Origin of the sequence: Parvimonas sp. C2, from assembly GCF_035282405.1 — a bacterium.
Lineage (GTDB): Bacteria > Bacillota > Clostridia > Tissierellales > Peptoniphilaceae > Parvimonas.
Window position 1 is genome coordinate 93,322 of the sequence record NZ_JAYKBP010000003.1, and the last position, 20,508, is coordinate 113,829.

A 20,508-nucleotide genomic window follows, 5' to 3' on the forward strand; every position below is an offset into this window, starting at 1 on the left:
CTTTATATATTGATATATAATATAATCAATAGCGATATTGAAAATTAATCTATATTAAAAAAATATTTCGGAGGTTTATATGAAGAAAAAACTTACAGCAATTGTTTTAAGTCTTTCAATGTGCTTAATTCCAATTAGTCAAATGCAAGTTTTAAATGCAAAAACGACAACACAAGAACAAAAAGATGATATTTCTTTAAAATTTATTAGAGGTAAACTGGGAAGTAGAGATAAATATGAAATTACACCTAAAGATAAATTAAAGGAAATAACAAAAATTTTTGTAGAAAATAGTGAATATGAAAAGAAAGATAATAAAGCTGCGGTATTTGGAAAGACATTCTTTGTAGATTTATCAGATAACTGTTTATACCTTGGTCTTGATCCAAAGGATAAAGAAGTTATAAAAATTGAATTTAAAGATAAAAGTACTGTTTCATTTAAAAAAGATGGAGACAATTTTATAAAAATAGAAGAAAAAAATAATAAAAAACCTTCTACACCAAATGAAACTCCTGATAACAAAGGGCAAAATGATTTTTCATTAAAAGTGATTGAAGAAAAAAATTATGAAAATAAATATTCTCTTGAATTAAAGGATAAAATTGCACAAATTAAGCAAATCTTTGTAAATGACGAGGAATACAGAAAAGTAAGCAGTAAGGTTGCTGTTTTTGGGTCAACTTATTTTGTAGATGAAGCGAATAAAATTTTATATCTTGGACAAAAAGTACCGGATGGACATATAGTTAAATTTGTCTTTAATGATGGGACATCTGTTTCATTTGAAAGAAAAGGAAAAGAATTTGTTAAAAAAGACAATCATTCTGCAAAAAAATATTATTTAAGAATTGTAGGTTCATTTGAGGCAGCAATTATCGGTCAACAAAAATATGATTCTATTTCATCTGCTACAGGTGGAGGAGTAAATTCAAATAAAAATAGTAATGTAAAATTACAAATTGCTTATACAGACAAGGAAAAACCAGCGGATTCAGATTTTAAGGATGCGAAAGAAGTAACACATGATTTACAACTGGAAGCAAAAATGGTTTCAGATGATTCTGGTATGGTAGCAAAATACTCTAAAATAGATAATAGTGTTAAATTATCTGGAATTCCTTCTAAAAAAGGAACTTATAAAGTTTTTGTACAATCAAAAGATGGAAAATTAAAATCAAATGAATTAGATTTTGAAGTTTTTGATTCAAACGAAGTTACTCTTGAAGAAAGATTGGTAGATAAAGAATTTAAACCTTTAAAACATCCTGATACAAAAAAAGAATGGGATATGAAACCTTGGGTAATCAAAAAGTTTGGAAAAAATAAAGAAGAAGTAACTGTTCCAAAAAATCTAAAACTTTGGTTTGGTTCAAGAGAAAGTGGAAAGTATTCAGAATTAGGCTATCCGATTGATGAAAATAAACCTACTACTCAAACTTTAGTTGTAACAGGAGAACTTTACCTTGTAAATATGAAAATTTTAAGTTCTGTAAATATCGTAGTAAAAGACGGTGGTAAACTTAATCTTTCAGATTCATCACTATATGGCAAAATAACTGTTGAAAAAGGTGGAACTCTTGAAGTAAATTATGATGACTACCACAAGAGTTTTGCAAGTGGATCTTCTATAAACGGTCAAATAATTTTAAAAGATGGTGCAACGCTACAAAACTCTGTTATTTATTCAAATGCCAATTATTTGACTGATGGAAAAAATGCAAAACATATACAAACTCCAGTTGTGAGTGTTCAAGGTAATGCAACTATAAAAGGTAATGTATTTATACGTGGAGATGAAGCTCCTACAGGTCAACAATATAAAGGACAAGGAGCAATGGAGATTGCAAAAGGTAAAACATTAACTATTGAAAAAGATGCAAAACTTGGACTTTTTGCAGGCGGTCGCTATGCTCTTACAAGTAATGGAGGAGACGCTTTAAAATTAGAGGGAACAGTAACAGGAAAAGGAACTTTAATTGCTGTTGGAGGAAATGGTCGATTTGCAGGTAAAGGTGGAAATGGAGTTTCAGGTAATGGAACAATTTCTGTTGATAATGCATATTTGCGTGGTGGAAATAGTTATATGAGTAAGAGTGAAGGTGGAAAAGCTGTTCTTGACTCAATAACTATTGACAAAAAAACAAAAGGATATGCAATAGATGGTAAAAAATCTACAAATTCGATTGAAGACTCTAAACTTCAAAATGAAACACCAAATTGGAATGGATATACTGCTCCGAATAAAGACTTATTAGATAAATTAAGTACAGAAAATGCTCCGTCAATAGTTGGGGAAAAAGAAAAACAAAAGCTTGAAAAAGATTTAGAAAAGACTAAAAAAGAGCTTGAAAAAATTAAACAAGAACTTGAAAAAATTGAGCAAGAACTCGAAAAATCTAAACAAGATTCAGAAAAAATTAAAAAAGAGCTTGAAAAAATCAAACAAGAACTTGAAAAAGCTAAGCAAGAGTTAGAAAAGGCAAAACAATCCGGAAGTAAAAAACAAAATGAAATTGATGAGCTTAACAAAAAAATAAAAGAACTTGAAGAAAAAGTAAATTCTTTAAAAGCTAAGCTTGAAAAAGGAAAGAATAATAATTCATCAGATAAACAAAATAACAATAATCCTAAGATAATTGAATTTTTATATGGTAAAAATCAAACTGTAACAAAAAATGATGGTCATAAATTATTCTTTAGATTGGATGAAGATGTTAAAAACTTTGAAAATGTATATTTAGATGGCAAGCTTGTTGACCCATCAATGTACACTGTAAAATCAGGTAGTACAATCGTAGAGTTTACTAATGAATTTAAAAATTCTTTAACAGAAGGAAATCATAATCTTGAGTTTAAATTTAAAAATGGTTATGCAAAAACACAAATTCATGTTTTAAATAAGAAGGAAGATTCTAAAAAAGATAAAAATAAAGTTATACAAACAAAACAAAAGAATACAAAAATTAACAAGGGTCTTCCAAAAACTAATATTTCAAATTCAAGTATATTGTTAGCAGTAACAAGTTTAGTAGGTTTTCTTTATTCAAAAAAGAAAAAATAGATAACAAAATGTAATTAGCTTATAATGTAAAGCCCCCAAATCAGAATAAAAGATTTGGGGTTTTTGTTGTGGAACAACAAGGTTTGCGGGCACCCAGCCGATGCGAAGCATTGTGGAAGGGTGGGGTTTTTGTTGCGAAAATTAAATTTTCAATATTTATTTATAATTAGAAATATGTTATAATAACAATTGTAGATATATAATAACTATATTGTTTTTTAAAAATTAGAGTTAAAAAGTTTATTAATCAATTATAGGAGGTTGTATGGAATTTAGAAATACAGTTAATATTCTTGGAAATAGATTAGAAGAAAAATATAGTAGTATAGGGTTTAAATATAAAAAAGATGAGAGAATGTTGGAAATGGAGAGCGAAAACTTTACATATTTGGTAGCTTTCTTTTCATTTGGTTTTAAAACAAGTCAAAGAATGGATTTAGACGTATGTTATATTATAAATCGTCGTCCTTTTGATCCAAGACAAAGTGAGGATCATCAGTTATTAAATCATTCATTGTGGAATAATGAAATTTTTCTTGATATATCAAATGAAGAAAAATTAGAAGAGGCTTACAATATTATATGTAAGTATATGGACGAAATAATGATTCCAAAGATTGAAGAGCTTAATGATACTAAATCATAACCACCACCTCAGCTGGTGGTTTTGATTTTTGAAAATTTAATTTTCAACGCATTTATTTGTAATCATATGATAAACGACTTATTAATAAATAATCTTATGCTATAATAAGAATAAAATAAATTAAAAAACTTGGAGGTAGTTGTGCTTCATTTAGAAAAAATAAATGGAAAAAATATATGGGAAATACTTAAATTAAAGGTATCTGAATCACAAAAAAATTTTGTTGCATCTAATGACGTAAGCATTATTGAAGCATATCTAACTATTACTGCAAATGGAGTTGTTTTTCCCTTTGGAATCTATGATGACGATATACCTGTTGGTTTTCTGATGATTGGCTATGATGTAGATGAAACTTGGGAAAATGTTCCAAATATAGCAAAGGGAAACTATAATCTTTGGCGTTTGATGATTGATGAGACTTATCAACAAAAAGGCTTTGGGAAAAAAACTATGAAACTTGCTTTAGATTTTATTAAATCATTTCCTTGTGGTAAAGCAGAGTATTGTTGGTTGTCTTATGAACAGGAAAATATAACTGCCAAAGAGTTGTATCATTCATTTGGATTTGTTGAAAATGGAGACATGGATGGAGATGAAGTTATTGCAATACTAAAACTTAAAGATAGATAAAATTTAAATTTATAGAGTTGAGAAACTAAATACAAATTAAATTTAAAGGAGAAAATTATTTGTATAGAAAATAAAAATTATAATAAAATTGAGGTTTTATATGGATATTAGATTTGAAAGAGGAATAAATAGAGAAAATGCCACTCTCTTATGTGAATGGTCAAATGATAGAGGAGAGGCTTTTCAAGAACAATGGATGGGACTAAAAATTTCCTATCCATTGACTTATGATAAAATTAAAGAAATGGAAAATGTATTTTCTATATTCAATGAAGATGATTTTTTGGGAATGATTCAACAAGTAAGAATTGAAAAAGATAATATACATATAGGTAGATTTATAATAAATCCTAAAAAGCAAGGAATGGGTTTTGGAAAAGAGGCAATAAAAAGTTTTATAGATTTGATTTTTAAATATGAAAATATAAAAAGTATTTCTTTAAATGTTTTTGATTCTAATAAAAATGCAAAAAATATTTATACTAAACTGGGTTTTGAAATTGATGAAGTTATTGAAACACCAAAACTTAAGTATATAATGAAAAAATATAGATAATAAATTTTTAAAACAGCAATTCAAAAGATTTGCTGTTTTTCTTTGTCAAAATTAAATTTTAAGGAGAATTATATCTAGAAGATGTACCTTCCTATGTGAATGCCCAAAAGGATTGTCATTTTTAAAATTCTTGATAAAAATCTATAAAAGTATATTACTTTTGGTATTTTTTAATTATATAATATCTAACGAAGACTTGTTTTATTCAATTATATATCATATTAAAACTTAGCATAAAAATCACTAAAAAGTTTTGATTTATTATTGAAATCTTGAATTTCATATGATATAATAACTTGAATTTAATTTTTCATAAAAATAAACTTTTTTATGAAAAAATATATTATTGAAGTGAGAGAATTAAATTCTCTCACTTCACAAAAAAGGAGATAAAAAATGAATATTTTTTATAGTGTTTTCTCTTCAACGGCATTTTGGGGTGATGTTACCTTTACTATTCCGTTATGGATTTTATGGGTACTGCCTATATTGTGGCCTTTTATTATACCAATGTTATTAGTTTTCTATTCAACTGTTTTGTGTATATTTATGTTATGTTTGAAAGTAGAAATTCCTTTAAAAAAAATAATAGTCAGAGTAACTTTTTTTGGGTTTTTATGCGATATAATTGCTATTATATTGATGTTTTTGATTGTAGGAACTTTAGAAATTTTTATCAAACCAACTCTAGGTTTTTTCAATTGGTATGGGTCTTTTTTGTATTCTTTAGTTGTAAAGATACCTATGAATATAGTTGAGGTATTGATATTGAGTGTTGCAATTCTTTTGTCAAGAATTATAAATTACAAATTAAATAAAAGATATACTTTTTCAAAACTTGATATAGAGGAAGAAAATAAGAAAAAATTAGCATTAGCCATAGCAATATTTACAGCACCATATTTATTTTTCTTTACTATATGATAATTCTTATATTATTAATCAGAAAAGGTAAAAAATGAGTTATACAATAAGATATTTTGATAGAAATGATAAATTATTGGATGAAAGAACCTTTGAAATATCTGTTACAAAAGATATGGTAATTAAAACAGGGATAAACAAAGATAAAGATACAGTTCTGCAAATAGATAAAAACAAAGATGGAGAAGTTGATGAAAAATTTTCAGCATCCAAAAATGAAAATATTAAAAAATAAAAAAATTGAAGTGAGAGAATTAAATTCTCTCACTTCATAAAAAGGGGGAGAAATGAGTACTTTTTATAGTGTTTTATCGGGAGTATATTTTCTATCTTTCGATAGATATATTGATCTTACCATACCATTATGGGTTTTTTGGGTAATTCTTATTTGTTGGATTGCTATTATACCAGCAACTGCTATATTATGTTCAATAGTAATGTATATATCTATGTTATATTTAAAAATGAAAGATCGTTTTAAAATACTTAGAAAAACAATAATACAAATAACTTGTTTTAGCTTTTTATGCGATTTAATAGTTGTTGTATTTTTACTCTTACTTGAAACAGGAAAAGATTTTATTGATTTGGATTTAGATTCATATCATTGGTATAAAAATGTATTTCTAAGGGCATTGGAAAGAAATCCATTTTCGAATGTATTTGCATTATTAGTATTGTGCTCTATAATCCTATTGTTAAGGATTTTAAATTATCAATTAAATAAAAGAATTACATTTTTAAACATTGACATAGAAGAAGAAAAAAAGAAAAAATTGGCATTAGCCATAGCAATATTTACAGCACCATATATATTTTTTATTCCTATAGGATAATTTATATATGACTAACTAGAAAAGACATAGGAACTATGAATTATACAATAAGATATTATATACAGAAAGTAGTTAAAAGTAGTGTGTAAAAACATAAAATTTTATACACTATTTTTTTACATTTTCTGTAAAATTATTATTGAAATTGTTAATAAAATAGCAAAAAATCATTAAATTATATTACAATATACGAAATTTTATTACCTACCTTTGCGAAAATTAAATTTTCAATTCATTTATTTATAGTCGGAAATATGGTATAATATTAATAACTTTATGCATTTGTATAAAGACAATATTATTTTTAAAAAATATGTGTTATAGAGAATTAATAAATGAAAATTTATTAAGATTAGTTTATGAAATAGAGGTTTAAAATGCAAGATAAAAAAATATTTTTATATTATTTTTTGGCTGTAGGAATGATTTTATTTCCTATCTTAAATTTATTAAGTTTTGTTCCTATGGTGATTTTATACAAGAAATCAAACTTTAGAACTTATATCTTGTCAGCAGGAATGTTTATAGTATTATCTTTAATTATTTTGCGAAATTTCACTTCACTTATACCTGTTTTTAGTTCTTTTATAGTTATAAAAGGAATGGATAGTGAAAAAGATGGATATAAAGTTTTGCTTGTAAGTGCTCTTGTTATGACAGTTTTGCTTGTAAGTGATTTTTTGCTATTAAGGATTAATGCAAAGTCTTATGAATTATTTTTAAACAACATAAGTGATTTTTTGAATCGTTTTGAAAATTACAAAGAAATTTTTAATATAAAAAATGCTGAAGATTTTGTCAATAGAATGATGAATATTTATCCTTCCGTTTCATTTACAATAGCATATATTTTCGGAACTATTGGATATTTGTTTTTATCCAAGAAAATTTATAAAAATTACAAAGATTCAGATGATGTTATTATACCCCTAGATATGAAATTTTTCTTTATTAGTTTAGTTGTAATTGTTGTAATGATATTTACTACTAGTTTAGAGGATTTTTATCAGGTATTTCTAATTTGCTATAATTTAATTATAGTTTTTATAGGAATAATGATAGTTCAAGGTTTTATAAAGGCTAATGCAGTTTTACAGAAGAAGTTGAATAAAATATTAGCAAATTTGCTAAGTTTCTGTTCAATATTTTTGGGGATAATTTATGCAGTTTATGTTATTTATGGAATTTATAGTTCAATTTTGCGAGGTGTGAAATGGGAAAGAAAATAGTTAAATTATCAGATTTTTATATTTTATTTTTATTTATGGTTATAATCTCAGCTTTTGTACTTTATTTTAAATTAATATTTGGGATTGTATCTTTTATATTGACTTTTATTTCATTTATTGTAGTCTTATACTATGTAAAAAATAAAAATGTTGAATATGAAGAGGATATAAAGAGACATAAAGATTCTTTAGATAATATTGCAAGTGAAGTAGTTTATAAGATGCCTTTTCCTATTGCTGTACTTAACAATAAAGGTAGAGTTAAATGGTATAGCCCAGAGTTTTCAGAGCTTTTTTCAGGAAAAGATGTTATTGGAATTGATATTAATTCAAAAATTTCAAATTTTAATATTTCTGAAGTTTTGAAAAAAGGTTCTGGAAAAGTAAATTGGGAAACAGAAAAATTTAATTATTTGGTTTATTATAATGTTGTAAAAGATGATGATAATGGGGAAGTTAATACGATTATTTATTTGATAGATAATTTAGAATTTTCAAAACTTCAAAAGCAATATGAAGACGATACTCTAAATTCTATTTTAATCTACATTGATAATTTTGAAGATGTTCGTAACAACACTAACGAAGATTTTAAGACATTATTGACTGCTGAAATGGATAAACTGATTATAAGTTATTTTTCAAATTTAGGTGCAATAGTAAGAAAATATGATTATGGGAAATATATTGTTATCTCAAATAATTCAATTTTACAAAAAATAAAAACTGATAAATTTAGTATAATAGAAAAATTAAGAGAAATAGAAATTTCAGGTAATATAAAACCGACTTTAAGTATCGGTGTAGGTCTTGGTGGAAATAATCCTTTTGAAAGATATAAGGAAGCTCAAACTGCTCTTGATATGGCATTAGGACGTGGAGGAGCTCAAGTTGTCTTTAAAAATGGTGAAGATTTAGAGTTCTATGGGGGCAAGAACAATAAGGGTGTTGAAAGAAATAAAGTAAAGGCAAGAGTTATTTCTCAAGCACTTGAAAATATAATAAGAGAATCTTCAGAGATTTTTGTAATGGGACATAAGAATCCGGACATGGATTGCTTTGGAGCGGGAATCGGTGTTATGGGAATTTGTAAAGAATTGAAAAAAGACTGTTATATGGTTTTAGAAGATGTCCCTATTACAATAAGAAATGTATATGATAGGATAAGACTTGCAGAACCTGAGTATGTAGAAATGATGATTTCTCCAGAAAAAGCTTATGATATATGTAAGGATACAAGTTTAGTTATATTGGTGGATAATTCGAGAACAGCTTCAACAGAAGCTCCTTATTTGTTAGATGTTACTTCAAAAATTGTTGTAATTGATCATCATAGAATAGGAAAAGATTTTGTTGAAAATCCGATGTTGACTTATCTTGAACCTTATGCGTCTTCTGCATGTGAGCTTGTAACAGAAATTATCTACTATATGTTTGAAAAAATTAATTTGGATAAAGAAGTCGCTGAAGCTCTGCTTGCAGGAATTGTAGTGGATACTAAAAACTTCTATTACCAAACAGGAGTAAGGACTTTTGAAATGGCATCCTATTTGAAACGATTTGGAGCAGATAGTATTGCAGTAAAACATCTTTTCAAAGATAATTTTAATACAATAAAATTAAAATCTAATGTTTTATCTAATGCAATATCATACAAAAATTATATTTGCATTGGGGTATTTCCGGAAGAAATTGAGGAATCTATGTTGATTGCAGCACAGGCGGCAGATGATTTGCTTGGAGTTTTAGATATTGAATGCAGTTTCGTTTTAACTATTGTTTCCGGACAAATTCATATCAGTGGAAGAAGTTTAGGAAAAATTTCAGTTCAATTAATTTTAGAAAAACTCGGTGGTGGAGGACATTATACTTCTGCCGGAGCAAGACTTGATTGTTCAATGGATGAAGCGATAGAAAAATTAAAGAAAGCCATAGATGAGTATTTATTGGAGGAAGATATAGATGAAAGTAATTTTAATTAAAGATGTTAAAAGTTTTGGGAAAGCTGGCGAACTTGTCAATGCAAAGACAGGATATGCCAGAAACTTTTTAATTCCTAATGGATTAGCTAAAGAAGCTACTAAAGAAAATCTTGAAATTTGGGAAAAAGAACAAGCTGAATTAAAGAGAATTGAAGCTGAAAATATAAAAAACGCAAAAGAATTAAAAGAAGTTTTAGAAAAATTAGAAGTAGTTATAAAGACTAAAACAGGAAGTGGGGATAAACTTTTTGGTTCAATAACTTCTCAAGACATCAGCGATGCTTTGAAAAAACAACATAAAATAGAAATTGACAAAAGAAAAATAGAATTAAAGGAAAATATAAAATCACTTTGTGCTTTGACAGTTCCAATCAGGGTTTATCCTGAAATAGTTGCAACTGTTAAGGTTTCTATTGAAAAGGAGTAATTTATGCATAATATTTACGACTTAGAAGCTGAAAAATGCGTCTTGTCGATAATGATTACAGAGCCAAATAAAAGAGAATATGTTTTTGAAAAATTAAAGAGAAAAGATTTTTATTTAGGTTGGCATAAAGATATATTTAGTGCAATCTTGGAATTATCAAGAGAAAATACAAATGTAGATCCTATTACAGTAATTAATAAAATGGAAGCAATGGGTTTTGATACGGAATCTAATAATGGAATTGTTGGAGTTGTTGAAATTGTAAATGCTGTCGCCTTTCCTTCAAATATAGAAAATTATTGTAAGATTGTAAAGGATAAAGCAGATACTAGAAATTTACTTTTTATTCTTGATAATATAAAGGATAGAGCATATAAAAATGAAGATTATGACAAAGTTTTAGAGTCTATAGAAGGACAAATTTTTGAATTGTCTCAAAATGAAAATAGAACAGGGCTTACACATATAAAAGATACTCTTACAGAGCTTATTGAGATACTTGATGATAGAAGTAAAAATAAGGGTTCGGTAACTGGAATTCCTACAGGTTTTGCAGATTTGGACAGAATTTTACTTGGAATGCAAAGAAAAGATTTGATTTTACTTGCTGCAAGACCATCTGTAGGGAAAACGGCATTGGCTGTTAATATCGCTTTAAATGCTGCACAAAAAGATTATAAGGTCGCGATATTTTCTTTGGAAATGAGTAAAACACAATTAGCACAAAGAATGTTAAGTTCGCTTTCTCTTGTTAATTTAAAACAATTAATCAGTGGAGATATAACAGAGTGGCAAGATATTTTTGAGGCCAGTTCGATAATAGCTGGAAATTCAATTTATATGGATGATACTGCAGGAATTTCCATTACTGAGCTTAGGAGTAAATGTAGAAGACTTAAAGCAGATAGTGGACTTGACTTTATAATGATAGACTATTTGCAACTTATGACTTCTGAGGGCAGAAATGAAAATAGACAACAAGAAATATCTACTATTTCAAGAAATTTAAAAGCGTTAGCCAAGGAATTAGATGTTCCTATTTTGGCGTTGAGTCAGCTATCTCGTGATAGTGAGAAAAGTGGAAGGAAACCAAAACTAAGCGATCTTAGGGAATCAGGAGCAATCGAACAAGATGCTGATGTTGTAATTTTACTTTATAGAGAAGATTATCAAAATGAAGAAGCAGAAGTTAAAAACCAAATAGAATTGATTATAGCAAAACATAGAAATGGGGAAACAGGAAGTGTTGAACTTAACTTTATTAAAGAGTGTACAAGATTTATAGATCTTCAAACTGATAGAGATAAGGAGCTTTTCAATGGATAATTTTTTAATTGAAGATGAAGATATTAAGATTAAAAAATTTGAAAAGAGTTATTTTAAAAATTTCAAAAAATTTTCTCCATATGATGATATTTTACTTACTGATTACAATCTTTGCTTTTTGACTGAATCAGAAATTAAAAATTGGGAAAAGAAAGTAAAATCGAAAAGGAATAATTATTTTGCCATTTTTTTAAAGGAGGTTTTGATAGGATATATTTCTATAAGCAGGATAAGTTTTCTAAATAGCAATTTTGAACTTTCTTTATGTTTAGATGAAAAGTTTTGTTCAAAAGGTTATGGTTTTAAATCGCTTAGACTGTTTTTAGAATACTATTTTGAAAATTTTGACAAATATTCTATTTGGCTAAATGTAAATGCTTTTAATCAAAGAGCAATACATTTATACGAAAAAATTGGATTTGAAAAAATAAGTGAATTTCTTGGAGATTTTGAAGTTCAAAAAATGCAAAAATTGAAGAGATATGAAGAAACTAAGGAATATTTTGAAGAAAAAAATGGTGTGATTTATTCCAAAATTTTCACGATGAAATTGGATAGATTAAAATTTTTAGAAAGGTGGGATAGGAGTGGAAATAAGTTTTAAAAAGTCAATAATTCAACCCGGAGTAACTCCTATTGAGAATATGTTTTTGGATAATTACTTGCCAATAGTTGATGAAATTTCATTAAAGGTATATTTATTTTTATATAAAAGACTTTTTGGGTCGTATAAAAGTGAATTGTCGATAAAATGTATAGCAGAAGAGCTAAGATTTTCTGAAGTTCAGATTATGAATGCTCTAAAATATTGGAAAAATAATCAACTTTTAGATTACACTTTGGATGAAAAAGGGAGTGTTGAAAAGATTGAATTCGTAAATAATTTTGCTCTCTATGCAGGTGGGGTCTATGACGGCAATGTAGAAGAAAAAGTTATAGAAAAACCGATGATTGATAATAAGGAATATTTCACTAAAATTGAAAAAATTACAGGCTTAAGCCTAAAACCTCATGAGATAACTAAAATTGTTGAGCATATTGAAGAAACCACACATGGTATGGACTTAGTTTATAGGGCTTATGAATATGCAAAGAGCGAAGGGAAAAGTATGTCAGTAGATTATGTTATTGGCATTTTAAGAGCTTGGAAAAGGGATAATAATATTTTAACAGTTGAAGATTTGAATTATTTCCTTGAAAATAAAGATAAAAATAAAATCAAAAGATATAGTAAAAATACTAAAAAATATATTGAAAAAGAACATATTTTAACAGAAGAAGAAAAAAGAGAAAAACTTAAGAATAATAAAAATTCGGCTACAACAGAATTGCTTGATAGGTATTAATTATGAATTTAGATGAATTAGTTTTAAAAAGTCTTAGCAAAAGACCAATAATAAGAGAAAAAATAAAAGAAGAAAGAAGAAAAAAAGTATATTCCTCTATTGAAAACATTGAAAATTTAATATCGAAGAAAAATAATTTAGCCACAAAAATTATGAAAATGACTCTTTTAAATCAAGATTTTACAGTTGAGAAAAGAGAATTTGAAAAACTAGAAAAAAGTATTGAGGAGATACTTACAATAAATGGCTTTTCAAAAGATTATCTAAACAAAATTTATGTCTGTGAAGAATGTAAAGATACAGGATATCTTAATGGTTCTGTTTGTAATTGTATAATGAATGATTTAGTTGAGGACAGGGTTTTGGAAAGTGGTTTTTCAAATAAAAAAAGGGAACAGAGCTTTTCCAATTTTGAATTTTCTCTTTTTGATGGAAATTTCGAACATGGTAATAGACTTGTAAACTCGAAGGAATATATTGAAAAACTTATATCTTTTTCAAAAGAATATTGTGATAATTTTAAAATTAAGGATTATGGAATATTCTTTTATGGTAAAAGCGGTGCTGGAAAGACTTATTTTGCATCAGCAATGGTAAATTATATGTTGGATAAGGGAAAGCGTGCTTGTTTTGTTACTTCGACGGAATTTTTTGAGCTTATGGCAAATTATAGTTACAGCTTTTACAGAGATAAAAAAGAATTACAAGATAGAATTGATTTTATAAGAAATGTTGATTTTCTAGTGATTGATGATCTTGGAAATGAAATTTCTAATAAAAATAATAATAGTTTTTTAAGTTCACTTTTGGATTATAGACTTGAGAAAGGTTTAAATACAGTAATAACTTCAAACCTTTCGGAATATGACCTAGCCGAATCTTATGATTCAAGAGTGGCGAGCAGAATTAGGGGGAATTTTAAATTTTTCATTTTTCCACCGTTTGATTTAAGAGAAAAAATTGGTAAAAATATAAAATTGTAGGAGGTAGTTATGAAATTTAACTGGGAACAAAAGAATACAGTAAATGTTATAACTGGAGTTTTAATATTTGCTATTTCAATACTTTGTTATTTTATATTTTCTAATATGAAATCCATAGTTTCATATACTTCAAATCTAAAATATGTATTGATGCCTTTTATATTGGGAGGAGCAATAGCTTATATTTTAAACTTTTTTGTAAAGTTTTTTGAAAATAGTTTTTTAAAATTTGAGTTTTTTAGAAAATTAAAAGTTAAACATGTTAGAATGTTTGCAATGATTATAACTTATTTCATATTTTTTGCATTTATAGTTTTACTTTTAAAATACATTATTCCACAATTTTATTCAAATATAAAACTATTTGTGGATAGAACTCCTGCATTTATTGATTTGGGAGTGGAAAAAGCAAAATATATGTTACAAAATGTTGAGATAAGCTCTGAAATTAGAACTTTTATCAATGGTAAATTAACGGAATTTGCGACTTTTTCAACAACATTCTTAACAGATATGATTCCTTTGGTTGCAACATTTGCAACTAGAGTTATATCCTTGTTTTTAAATATAATTTTAGCTATAATAATATCAGTATATTTATTATATGACAAAGAAAATTTTTCAAGAATTTTGAAAAAATTTATGATAGCAGTTTTTCCTGATAATGCAAATAGGGTTACTTTTAAAATAGTAAAGAGATTTGACTATACTCTAAGGTCCTATCTTTTAGCTAAGGGAATCGGAGCAATAATAGTTGGAATTACTTTTTATATAATTTTATTATTTATGAAGATTGATTACGCATTGTTATTTGCTTTTATTCTTGGTTTTACAAACTTAATTCCATGGTTTGGCTGTTATCTTGGAGCTGTCCCAATAGTAATAGTATTGCTGTTTACTTCGACATTAAATACAGTTTTATGGTTTATGGTAATTGTAGTAATTGTTTCGATGATAGATGCAAATGTAATATCACCTAGAGTTTCAGGAAAAAGTTTAGGAATAAGCTCATTTTGGGTTATTTTTGCACTCGTACTTGGAGGCAGTTTGTTTGGGGTAATAGGATTTTTACTATCAGTTCCAATTTTTGTTGTTATCTATACGACATTAAAAGAATATATAGAAGATAGATTGACAAAAAAGGGCTATTCATTAAGAAATCCTGCTGAAGAGTTTGAAAAGAAAGAGGTTTAATTATGCTAGATATAAAGAGAATTAGGATGAACAAAGAAGAAATTATTGAAAGCTTGAATTCTCGTTTTGGAAATTACAATATTGATAAAGTTCTGGAACTTGATGAAAAGAGAAGAGAAATAATTTTTGAAGTTGAAAATAAAAAAGCAAGACAAAATGAAGTTTCAAAACAAGTTCCAAAATTAAAGAAAGATGGAGTAGATGTTTCAGATCTTTTTAAGGAAATGAAAGCACTTTCAGATGAAATAAAAGAACTTGATACTAAAGTTAAAGACTTGGATGAGGAAATTAGAAAAGAACTTTTGAGTATTCCTAATACACCAAATAAAGATATTCCAATTGGAAAAAGTGATGAAGATAATGTTGAAATCAGAAAATTTTTAGAACCTAAAAAATTTGATTTTGAAGTTAAAGCTCATTGGGATTTAGGTGTAGATTTAGATATTTTAGATTTTGAAAGAGCAGTTAAAATATCTGGGTCAAGATTTTCAGTATTTAAAGGTTTGGGTGCAAAACTTGAAAGAGCATTAATAAACTTTATGCTTGATTTACATAGTAATCAAGGCTATGAAGAAGTTGGAGTTCCTGTTTTGATTAATAGAAATTCAATGTATGGAACAGGACAATTACCTAAATTTGAAGATGATATGTTCCATGTTCCTTCAAAGGATATGTTTTTAGCACCAACTGCTGAAGTTCCTGTTACTAATCTTTTAGCAAATGAAATTTTAGAATTTGAAAAACTTCCAACTTACTATACAGCTTTTACTTATTGTTTTAGACAAGAAGCGGGCTCAGCAGGTAGAGATACAAGAGGTTTAATCAGAAATCATCAATTTGATAAAGTTGAAATGGTTAAATTTGTAAATCCTGAAAATAGTTATGATGAATTGGAAAAACTTACAAATGATGCTGAAGAAATTCTAAAACTTTTAGAAATTCCATATAGAGTAGTTTGTTTATGTACTGGAGATATTGGTTTTACAAGTGCAAAGACTTATGATATAGAAGTTTGGATGCCAAGTTATGGAAGATATGTAGAAATTTCTTCTTGCTCAAACTTTGAAGATTTCCAAGCTAGACGTGCAAATATTAGGTATAGAGATACAGATGGTAAAGTTAAATTTGTTCATACTTTGAATGGTTCTGGATTAGCTGTTGGTAGAACTTTTGCTGCTGTATTGGAAAACTATCAAAGAGAAGATGGAAGTATAGAAATTCCATATGTTTTAAGAAAATATATGGGTTTGGATGAAATAAGAAAATAGGGGAGTGTTATGAAATTTAAAAAATCATTACTTAGTTTAATACTTATTTTTTCAATTTGTTTTGTAGGAGCTGGAAAAACTTTTGCAATCTTTGGAATAGAAAAGAAAACTACAGCTTCTTTAATCGGAGATGCAAAGTCAGGAGGTTTATTTGTTGCAGAAAATGTTGATGAATCCTTACCGGTAGCAAGCATTTCAAAACTTATGACTTATTATTTAGTCAAAGAAAAAATAGCAGAGGGAAAACTTAAATTAGAAGATAAAGTTAAAGTGTCTAGGAACGCAAGTAGAGAAGAAGGCTCAAGCTTGAATTTGAAAGCGGGAGAGCAAATTAGCATTAAAGATTTACTTGACGGATTGATGATTGTTTCGGGAAACGACTCAGCTGTTGCACTTGCAGAGGCAGTAGCTGAAAGTGAAAGTAATTTTGTAACAATGATGAATGAAAAAGCAAAGGAACTCGGACTTGAAAATTCAACTTTTACAAATGCATCTGGTCTTACAAAAAATGGTCAAGATAATAAAATGTCAACAAGAGATATCTTTACTCTTTCAAAGGCAATAATTGAAAAATATCCTGAAGTTTTAGAATATGCAAAAACTACAGTTCTAGAACAACCTGCAAGAAATTTTAAAAAAGAGAGCACAATTCCTCTAGTTGGACAAGTTGAAGGAGTTGACGGTTTAAAGACAGGACATACTGATGAAGCAGGATACTGTTTAGTTTCCACTATGAAAATCAAAAAAGGAGATTCTGAATTTAGAGTAATTTCTGTATTAATGGGAGCAAAAACAAAAGCTGATAGAGCTCAATATATGAAAGATATGCTAAATTATGTAAAACAAAATATAGAAACTAGAAAACTTGTGGATGCAGAAAAATTTACTAGAAGAGTTGAAGTAAAATCAGCAAATCAAGGTTATATTGAATTAGTTCCTAAAGAAGATCTTGAAAGAGTTTCAATGAAAGGTATAAATTATGATACAGAAGTAACTGTTGATGATGTAAAATTACCTTTAAAAAAAGGTGATAAAGTTGGCGAAATTAAAGTTAAAAATTCAAAAGAAGTTATTGCAACTGTTGATTTAGTTGCTAAAGAAGACTATTCAAAAGCAGGAATTGTTAAAAGAATTGGAAGATTTTTCAAAACAGTTTTTGAAGTAGTTGAAACAATTTTACCATAAAAATTTTAAGACAAATCCGACTTTTGAGTCGGATTTTTTTGTGAAAAATCTTGCAATAATATCTAAATTAAGTTTTAGTTATTATTCCCAGTTATTTATTAATTTTCCACTTTTTATTATCTCGATAAAGTTGTGTATTGTATGTTTACAGTATTAAATGATATAATAGTATAGTAACGATTTTATACCATATTATTGGAGGATTTATGGAAACAGTTTTAGTAAATATGTGTATGATTTATGATAGAAATAATGATAAGATTTTAATTTTAGATAAAGTAAAAAAATATGGTTGGGAAGGACTTACTTTTGTTGGTGGACATGTTGAAAAAGGAGAAGTTCTATATGATTCATGTGTAAGAGAAGTTTTTGAAGAGACGGGATTAAATGTAAAAAATTTAAAATTAAAGGGAACTGTCAGTTGGATTGATGAAATTAACGATATAAGAGAATTGGGATTTTTATATTATACAGAAGATTTTTCAGGAGAATTAATAGAAAATAATATTGAAGGAAAACTATTTTGGATGGGAATGGAAGAATTTAAAAATGCTGATGGAAAGAGCTATAGCATAGATAAGATTTTTGATTTGTATTTAAGTGATAATTATACTGAATTGATGATAAAATGGGGTCAGAATGACGAAATTGTATCTGAAATATTTTTTTAAGAAAATATAAATATTATGAAGTTAGGAGGTAGTTATGAATTTTATTAAAGGTATTATTTTTACAATTATTTCTGCATTTGTTTTCGGCTTTACACCAATTCTTGCAAAACTTACCTATGATGGTGGGAACAATGCTATCACTCTTACATTTTTAAGGGCATTGTTGGGACTACCGTTTTTATATGTAGGAATGAGAAAAAACCATACTCCTATGAAGATTACAAAAAAAGAGTTTCTTCATTTTATTGTGCTTTCTTTTTTAGGTATAGGAATAACTACAACAGCACTCTATGCTTCATATAATTATATTTCTGTTGGAATGGCAACTACTATACATTTTATTTATCCTTGTGTTGTTTATTTTATTTGTATTTTATTTTTTAAAGAAAAAGTTACTTTAAAAAAATTATCTGCACTTATTTTTTCAATGATAGGAATTGTAATGTTGGTTGATGAGATTACAGGAGGAAGTGCACTAGGGATATTTCTAGCTGCACTATCAGGTGTAACATATAGTTTGTTCTTAGTATATCTGGATAAAAGTGGTTTTAAACATATGGATCCTTTCAAATGTACTTTATACATCAGTTTATTCAATATTGTAGGACTTTTTGCACTTGGTAAAGTTAGTGGACAGCTTACTTTTGCACTTACACCAATGGCTTGGGGACTTACAATCTTAATTTCATTTTTAACTTCAATTTTTGGTAATGCATTTTTGCAACTTGGGGTTAAATATTGTGGAGCGACAACGGCATCAATTTTATGTACATTTGAACCGATAACAAGCGTAATTTTGGGTATATTCTTCCTTAATGAATCTATGACTATTTTTAAAGTTATAGGTTGTGGGTTGATTGTTTTAGCAGTATTGCTACTATCTTTAAATAATGATTTGAGAAGGAGAAAAAAATAATGAGCGCATTTTTGGCACCAATACATTTCTGGATGTATGATAAGATTTTAATTGCACAAAAATTAACTTTTGCAGTAGAAGAAAAATTTTTAAATAAGGAAGAAAAAGATGAAGTAGAAAGTCTATTTCCTGCTTTAATTTCTGAAGATTTAGAAGAAGTAATAGACCAAAGTAATATTCATGGATGGTTACATATGGCAGTTTCAAATGTTGAAATAAGATTTGCATATGTTGTAAAAAAACTTTTAGATAAGGGAGTTTCTCTTGAAGAAATTAAAAAAGTTGCTTTTGAATATGGAACAAGTTTTCCAGAATATGAAATTTCATCCTTACAAGATGCTTATGAATTACTAATGGACACTTTACTTGACGGACTACCTTGTGATGTTTCAATTTCTGTAATTAGGGAAGAAGAAAATGAGTTGGAATTTGTACTTTATAATGACATTCATAAACAATATTTTAATGAATTTGATATGGAAGTTTCTGTATATCACGAACTTAGAGAGGCTTTTGTAAATGGACTTTTCGAAAAATATTCATTAAAATATAAAAATATTACTGATAGCAATAAGTTAATTACAAGATAAAATGAAGATTAGAATTGATAGATTTCTTTGCCATATGGGAATTGGCTCAAGAAGTGAAGTTAAAAAGTTTTTAAAAACTTGTAGAGTTAAGCTGAATGAAAAATTTGAAAAAAATCCAAATACACAGGTTGACATTGAAAAAGATGAGATTTCTTTTGATGATGAAATTGTAATTTATAAAGAATTTACTTATTTGATGTTGAATAAGCCAAAGGACTATATCAGTGCAACCTTTGATACAAAACTTCCTACAGTTTTAGACTTGCTTGAATTTCCATACTCTAATATGGAATTATTTCCAGTTGGACGACTTGATATAGATACAACAGGATTTTTGATTTTAACAAATGACGGAAAATTTTCCTATAATGTAACAAATCCAAAGAAAAAAGTAAATAAAAAATATTTTGTTACTTTAAGAAATGAGATTACAGAGAAACAAATTGAAAGTCTTGAAAATGGAATTTACTTTGAAAAAGAAGATTTTACAACAGAAAATGCAAAGGTTGAAAAAATTTCAGAAAAAGAAATTAACCTTACTATTTCCGAAGGAAAATTCCATCAAGTAAAAAGAATGTTGGAATATGTGGAAAACGAAGTTGTAGAACTAAAAAGAGTATGCATCGGAAATTTGAATTTAGACGATAGTCTTAAACTTGGAGAGTATCGAGAAATTACAAGTAATGAATTAAAAGAAATATTTAAATAAAGTTTTGATTATTGTCAAAACTT

General features: G+C 27.2%; 21 protein-coding genes. All 21 read left to right on the forward strand.

The window, feature by feature from the left end:
• Nucleotides 1-79 precede the first annotated feature (79 nt).
• Nucleotides 80-3,064 carry a hypothetical protein gene (locus VJI95_RS05925; RefSeq protein ID WP_324010608.1) on the forward strand — a complete coding sequence of 995 codons (2,985 nt, stop codon included), beginning with the start codon at nucleotides 80-82 and terminating at the stop codon, nucleotides 3,062-3,064.
• 265 nt (nucleotides 3,065-3,329) lie between these two features.
• A complete protein-coding gene (locus VJI95_RS05930) occupies nucleotides 3,330-3,710 on the forward strand; it encodes a hypothetical protein (RefSeq protein ID WP_323999556.1) in 381 nt (126 codons plus the stop codon).
• 141 nt (nucleotides 3,711-3,851) lie between these two features.
• A complete protein-coding gene (locus tag VJI95_RS05935; protein WP_324010609.1) occupies nucleotides 3,852-4,343 on the forward strand; it encodes a GNAT family N-acetyltransferase in 492 nt (163 codons plus the stop codon).
• A gap of 100 nt (nucleotides 4,344-4,443) precedes the next feature.
• Nucleotides 4,444-4,899 (forward strand): GNAT family N-acetyltransferase, encoded by a 456-nt coding sequence (locus VJI95_RS05940; protein ID WP_324010610.1) that lies wholly within the window; start codon nucleotides 4,444-4,446, stop codon nucleotides 4,897-4,899.
• A gap of 396 nt (nucleotides 4,900-5,295) precedes the next feature.
• Complete coding sequence (locus tag VJI95_RS05945; protein ID WP_324010611.1) at nucleotides 5,296-5,823, forward strand: hypothetical protein; 528 nt, start codon at nucleotides 5,296-5,298, stop codon at nucleotides 5,821-5,823.
• Between the two features lie 34 nt (nucleotides 5,824-5,857).
• Complete coding sequence (locus VJI95_RS05950; protein ID WP_324010612.1) at nucleotides 5,858-6,058, forward strand: hypothetical protein; 201 nt, start codon at nucleotides 5,858-5,860, stop codon at nucleotides 6,056-6,058.
• A gap of 52 nt (nucleotides 6,059-6,110) precedes the next feature.
• On the forward strand, nucleotides 6,111-6,659 hold the full coding sequence (locus VJI95_RS05955) for a hypothetical protein (RefSeq protein WP_324010613.1): 549 nt from the start codon (nucleotides 6,111-6,113) through the stop codon (nucleotides 6,657-6,659).
• A 377-nt stretch (nucleotides 6,660-7,036) separates the two neighbouring features.
• Nucleotides 7,037-7,888, forward strand: coding sequence for a hypothetical protein (locus tag VJI95_RS05960; RefSeq protein ID WP_324010614.1), 852 nt, complete (start codon nucleotides 7,037-7,039; stop codon nucleotides 7,886-7,888).
• A complete protein-coding gene (locus tag VJI95_RS05965; protein ID WP_324010615.1) occupies nucleotides 7,873-9,870 on the forward strand; it encodes a DHH family phosphoesterase in 1,998 nt (665 codons plus the stop codon). The genes VJI95_RS05960 and VJI95_RS05965 overlap by 16 nt, the downstream gene beginning before the upstream one ends.
• Complete coding sequence (rplI, locus tag VJI95_RS05970) at nucleotides 9,851-10,297, forward strand: 50S ribosomal protein L9 (RefSeq protein ID WP_323999571.1); 447 nt, start codon at nucleotides 9,851-9,853, stop codon at nucleotides 10,295-10,297. Before VJI95_RS05965 ends, rplI begins: the two co-directional genes overlap by 20 nt.
• A 3-nt stretch (nucleotides 10,298-10,300) precedes the next feature.
• Entirely contained in the window at nucleotides 10,301-11,623 is a 1,323-nt protein-coding gene (gene dnaB / locus VJI95_RS05975; RefSeq protein ID WP_323999573.1) for a replicative DNA helicase, read from the forward strand.
• Nucleotides 11,616-12,227, forward strand: coding sequence for a GNAT family N-acetyltransferase (locus VJI95_RS05980; RefSeq protein WP_323999575.1), 612 nt, complete (start codon nucleotides 11,616-11,618; stop codon nucleotides 12,225-12,227). The genes dnaB and VJI95_RS05980 overlap by 8 nt, the downstream gene beginning before the upstream one ends.
• Nucleotides 12,211-12,969 carry a DnaD domain-containing protein gene (locus VJI95_RS05985; RefSeq protein WP_324010616.1) on the forward strand — a complete coding sequence of 253 codons (759 nt, stop codon included), beginning with the start codon at nucleotides 12,211-12,213 and terminating at the stop codon, nucleotides 12,967-12,969. Before VJI95_RS05980 ends, VJI95_RS05985 begins: the two co-directional genes overlap by 17 nt.
• A gap of 2 nt (nucleotides 12,970-12,971) precedes the next feature.
• Nucleotides 12,972-13,952 carry an ATP-binding protein gene (locus tag VJI95_RS05990; RefSeq protein ID WP_323999580.1) on the forward strand — a complete coding sequence of 327 codons (981 nt, stop codon included), beginning with the start codon at nucleotides 12,972-12,974 and terminating at the stop codon, nucleotides 13,950-13,952.
• Nucleotides 13,953-13,961: 9 nt separating this feature from the next.
• Nucleotides 13,962-15,146 (forward strand): AI-2E family transporter, encoded by a 1,185-nt coding sequence (locus VJI95_RS05995; protein ID WP_324010617.1) that lies wholly within the window; start codon nucleotides 13,962-13,964, stop codon nucleotides 15,144-15,146.
• A 2-nt stretch (nucleotides 15,147-15,148) separates the two neighbouring features.
• On the forward strand, nucleotides 15,149-16,414 hold the full coding sequence (gene serS / locus VJI95_RS06000) for a serine--tRNA ligase (RefSeq protein WP_324010618.1): 1,266 nt from the start codon (nucleotides 15,149-15,151) through the stop codon (nucleotides 16,412-16,414).
• A gap of 9 nt (nucleotides 16,415-16,423) precedes the next feature.
• A complete protein-coding gene (locus VJI95_RS06005; RefSeq protein WP_324010620.1) occupies nucleotides 16,424-17,599 on the forward strand; it encodes a D-alanyl-D-alanine carboxypeptidase family protein in 1,176 nt (391 codons plus the stop codon).
• 206 nt (nucleotides 17,600-17,805) lie between these two features.
• A complete protein-coding gene (locus VJI95_RS06010; protein WP_324010622.1) occupies nucleotides 17,806-18,270 on the forward strand; it encodes an 8-oxo-dGTP diphosphatase in 465 nt (154 codons plus the stop codon).
• A 34-nt stretch (nucleotides 18,271-18,304) separates the two neighbouring features.
• The gene (locus VJI95_RS06015) at nucleotides 18,305-19,186 is read left to right on the forward strand and encodes a DMT family transporter (protein WP_324010623.1); all 882 of its coding nucleotides are present in this window, start codon (nucleotides 18,305-18,307) and stop codon (nucleotides 19,184-19,186) included.
• A complete protein-coding gene (locus VJI95_RS06020; RefSeq protein WP_324010625.1) occupies nucleotides 19,186-19,776 on the forward strand; it encodes a hypothetical protein in 591 nt (196 codons plus the stop codon). The genes VJI95_RS06015 and VJI95_RS06020 overlap by 1 nt, the downstream gene beginning before the upstream one ends.
• A 1-nt stretch (nucleotide 19,777) precedes the next feature.
• Entirely contained in the window at nucleotides 19,778-20,485 is a 708-nt protein-coding gene (locus VJI95_RS06025) for a pseudouridine synthase (RefSeq protein WP_324010626.1), read from the forward strand.
• Nucleotides 20,486-20,508: the final 23 nt, after the last annotated feature.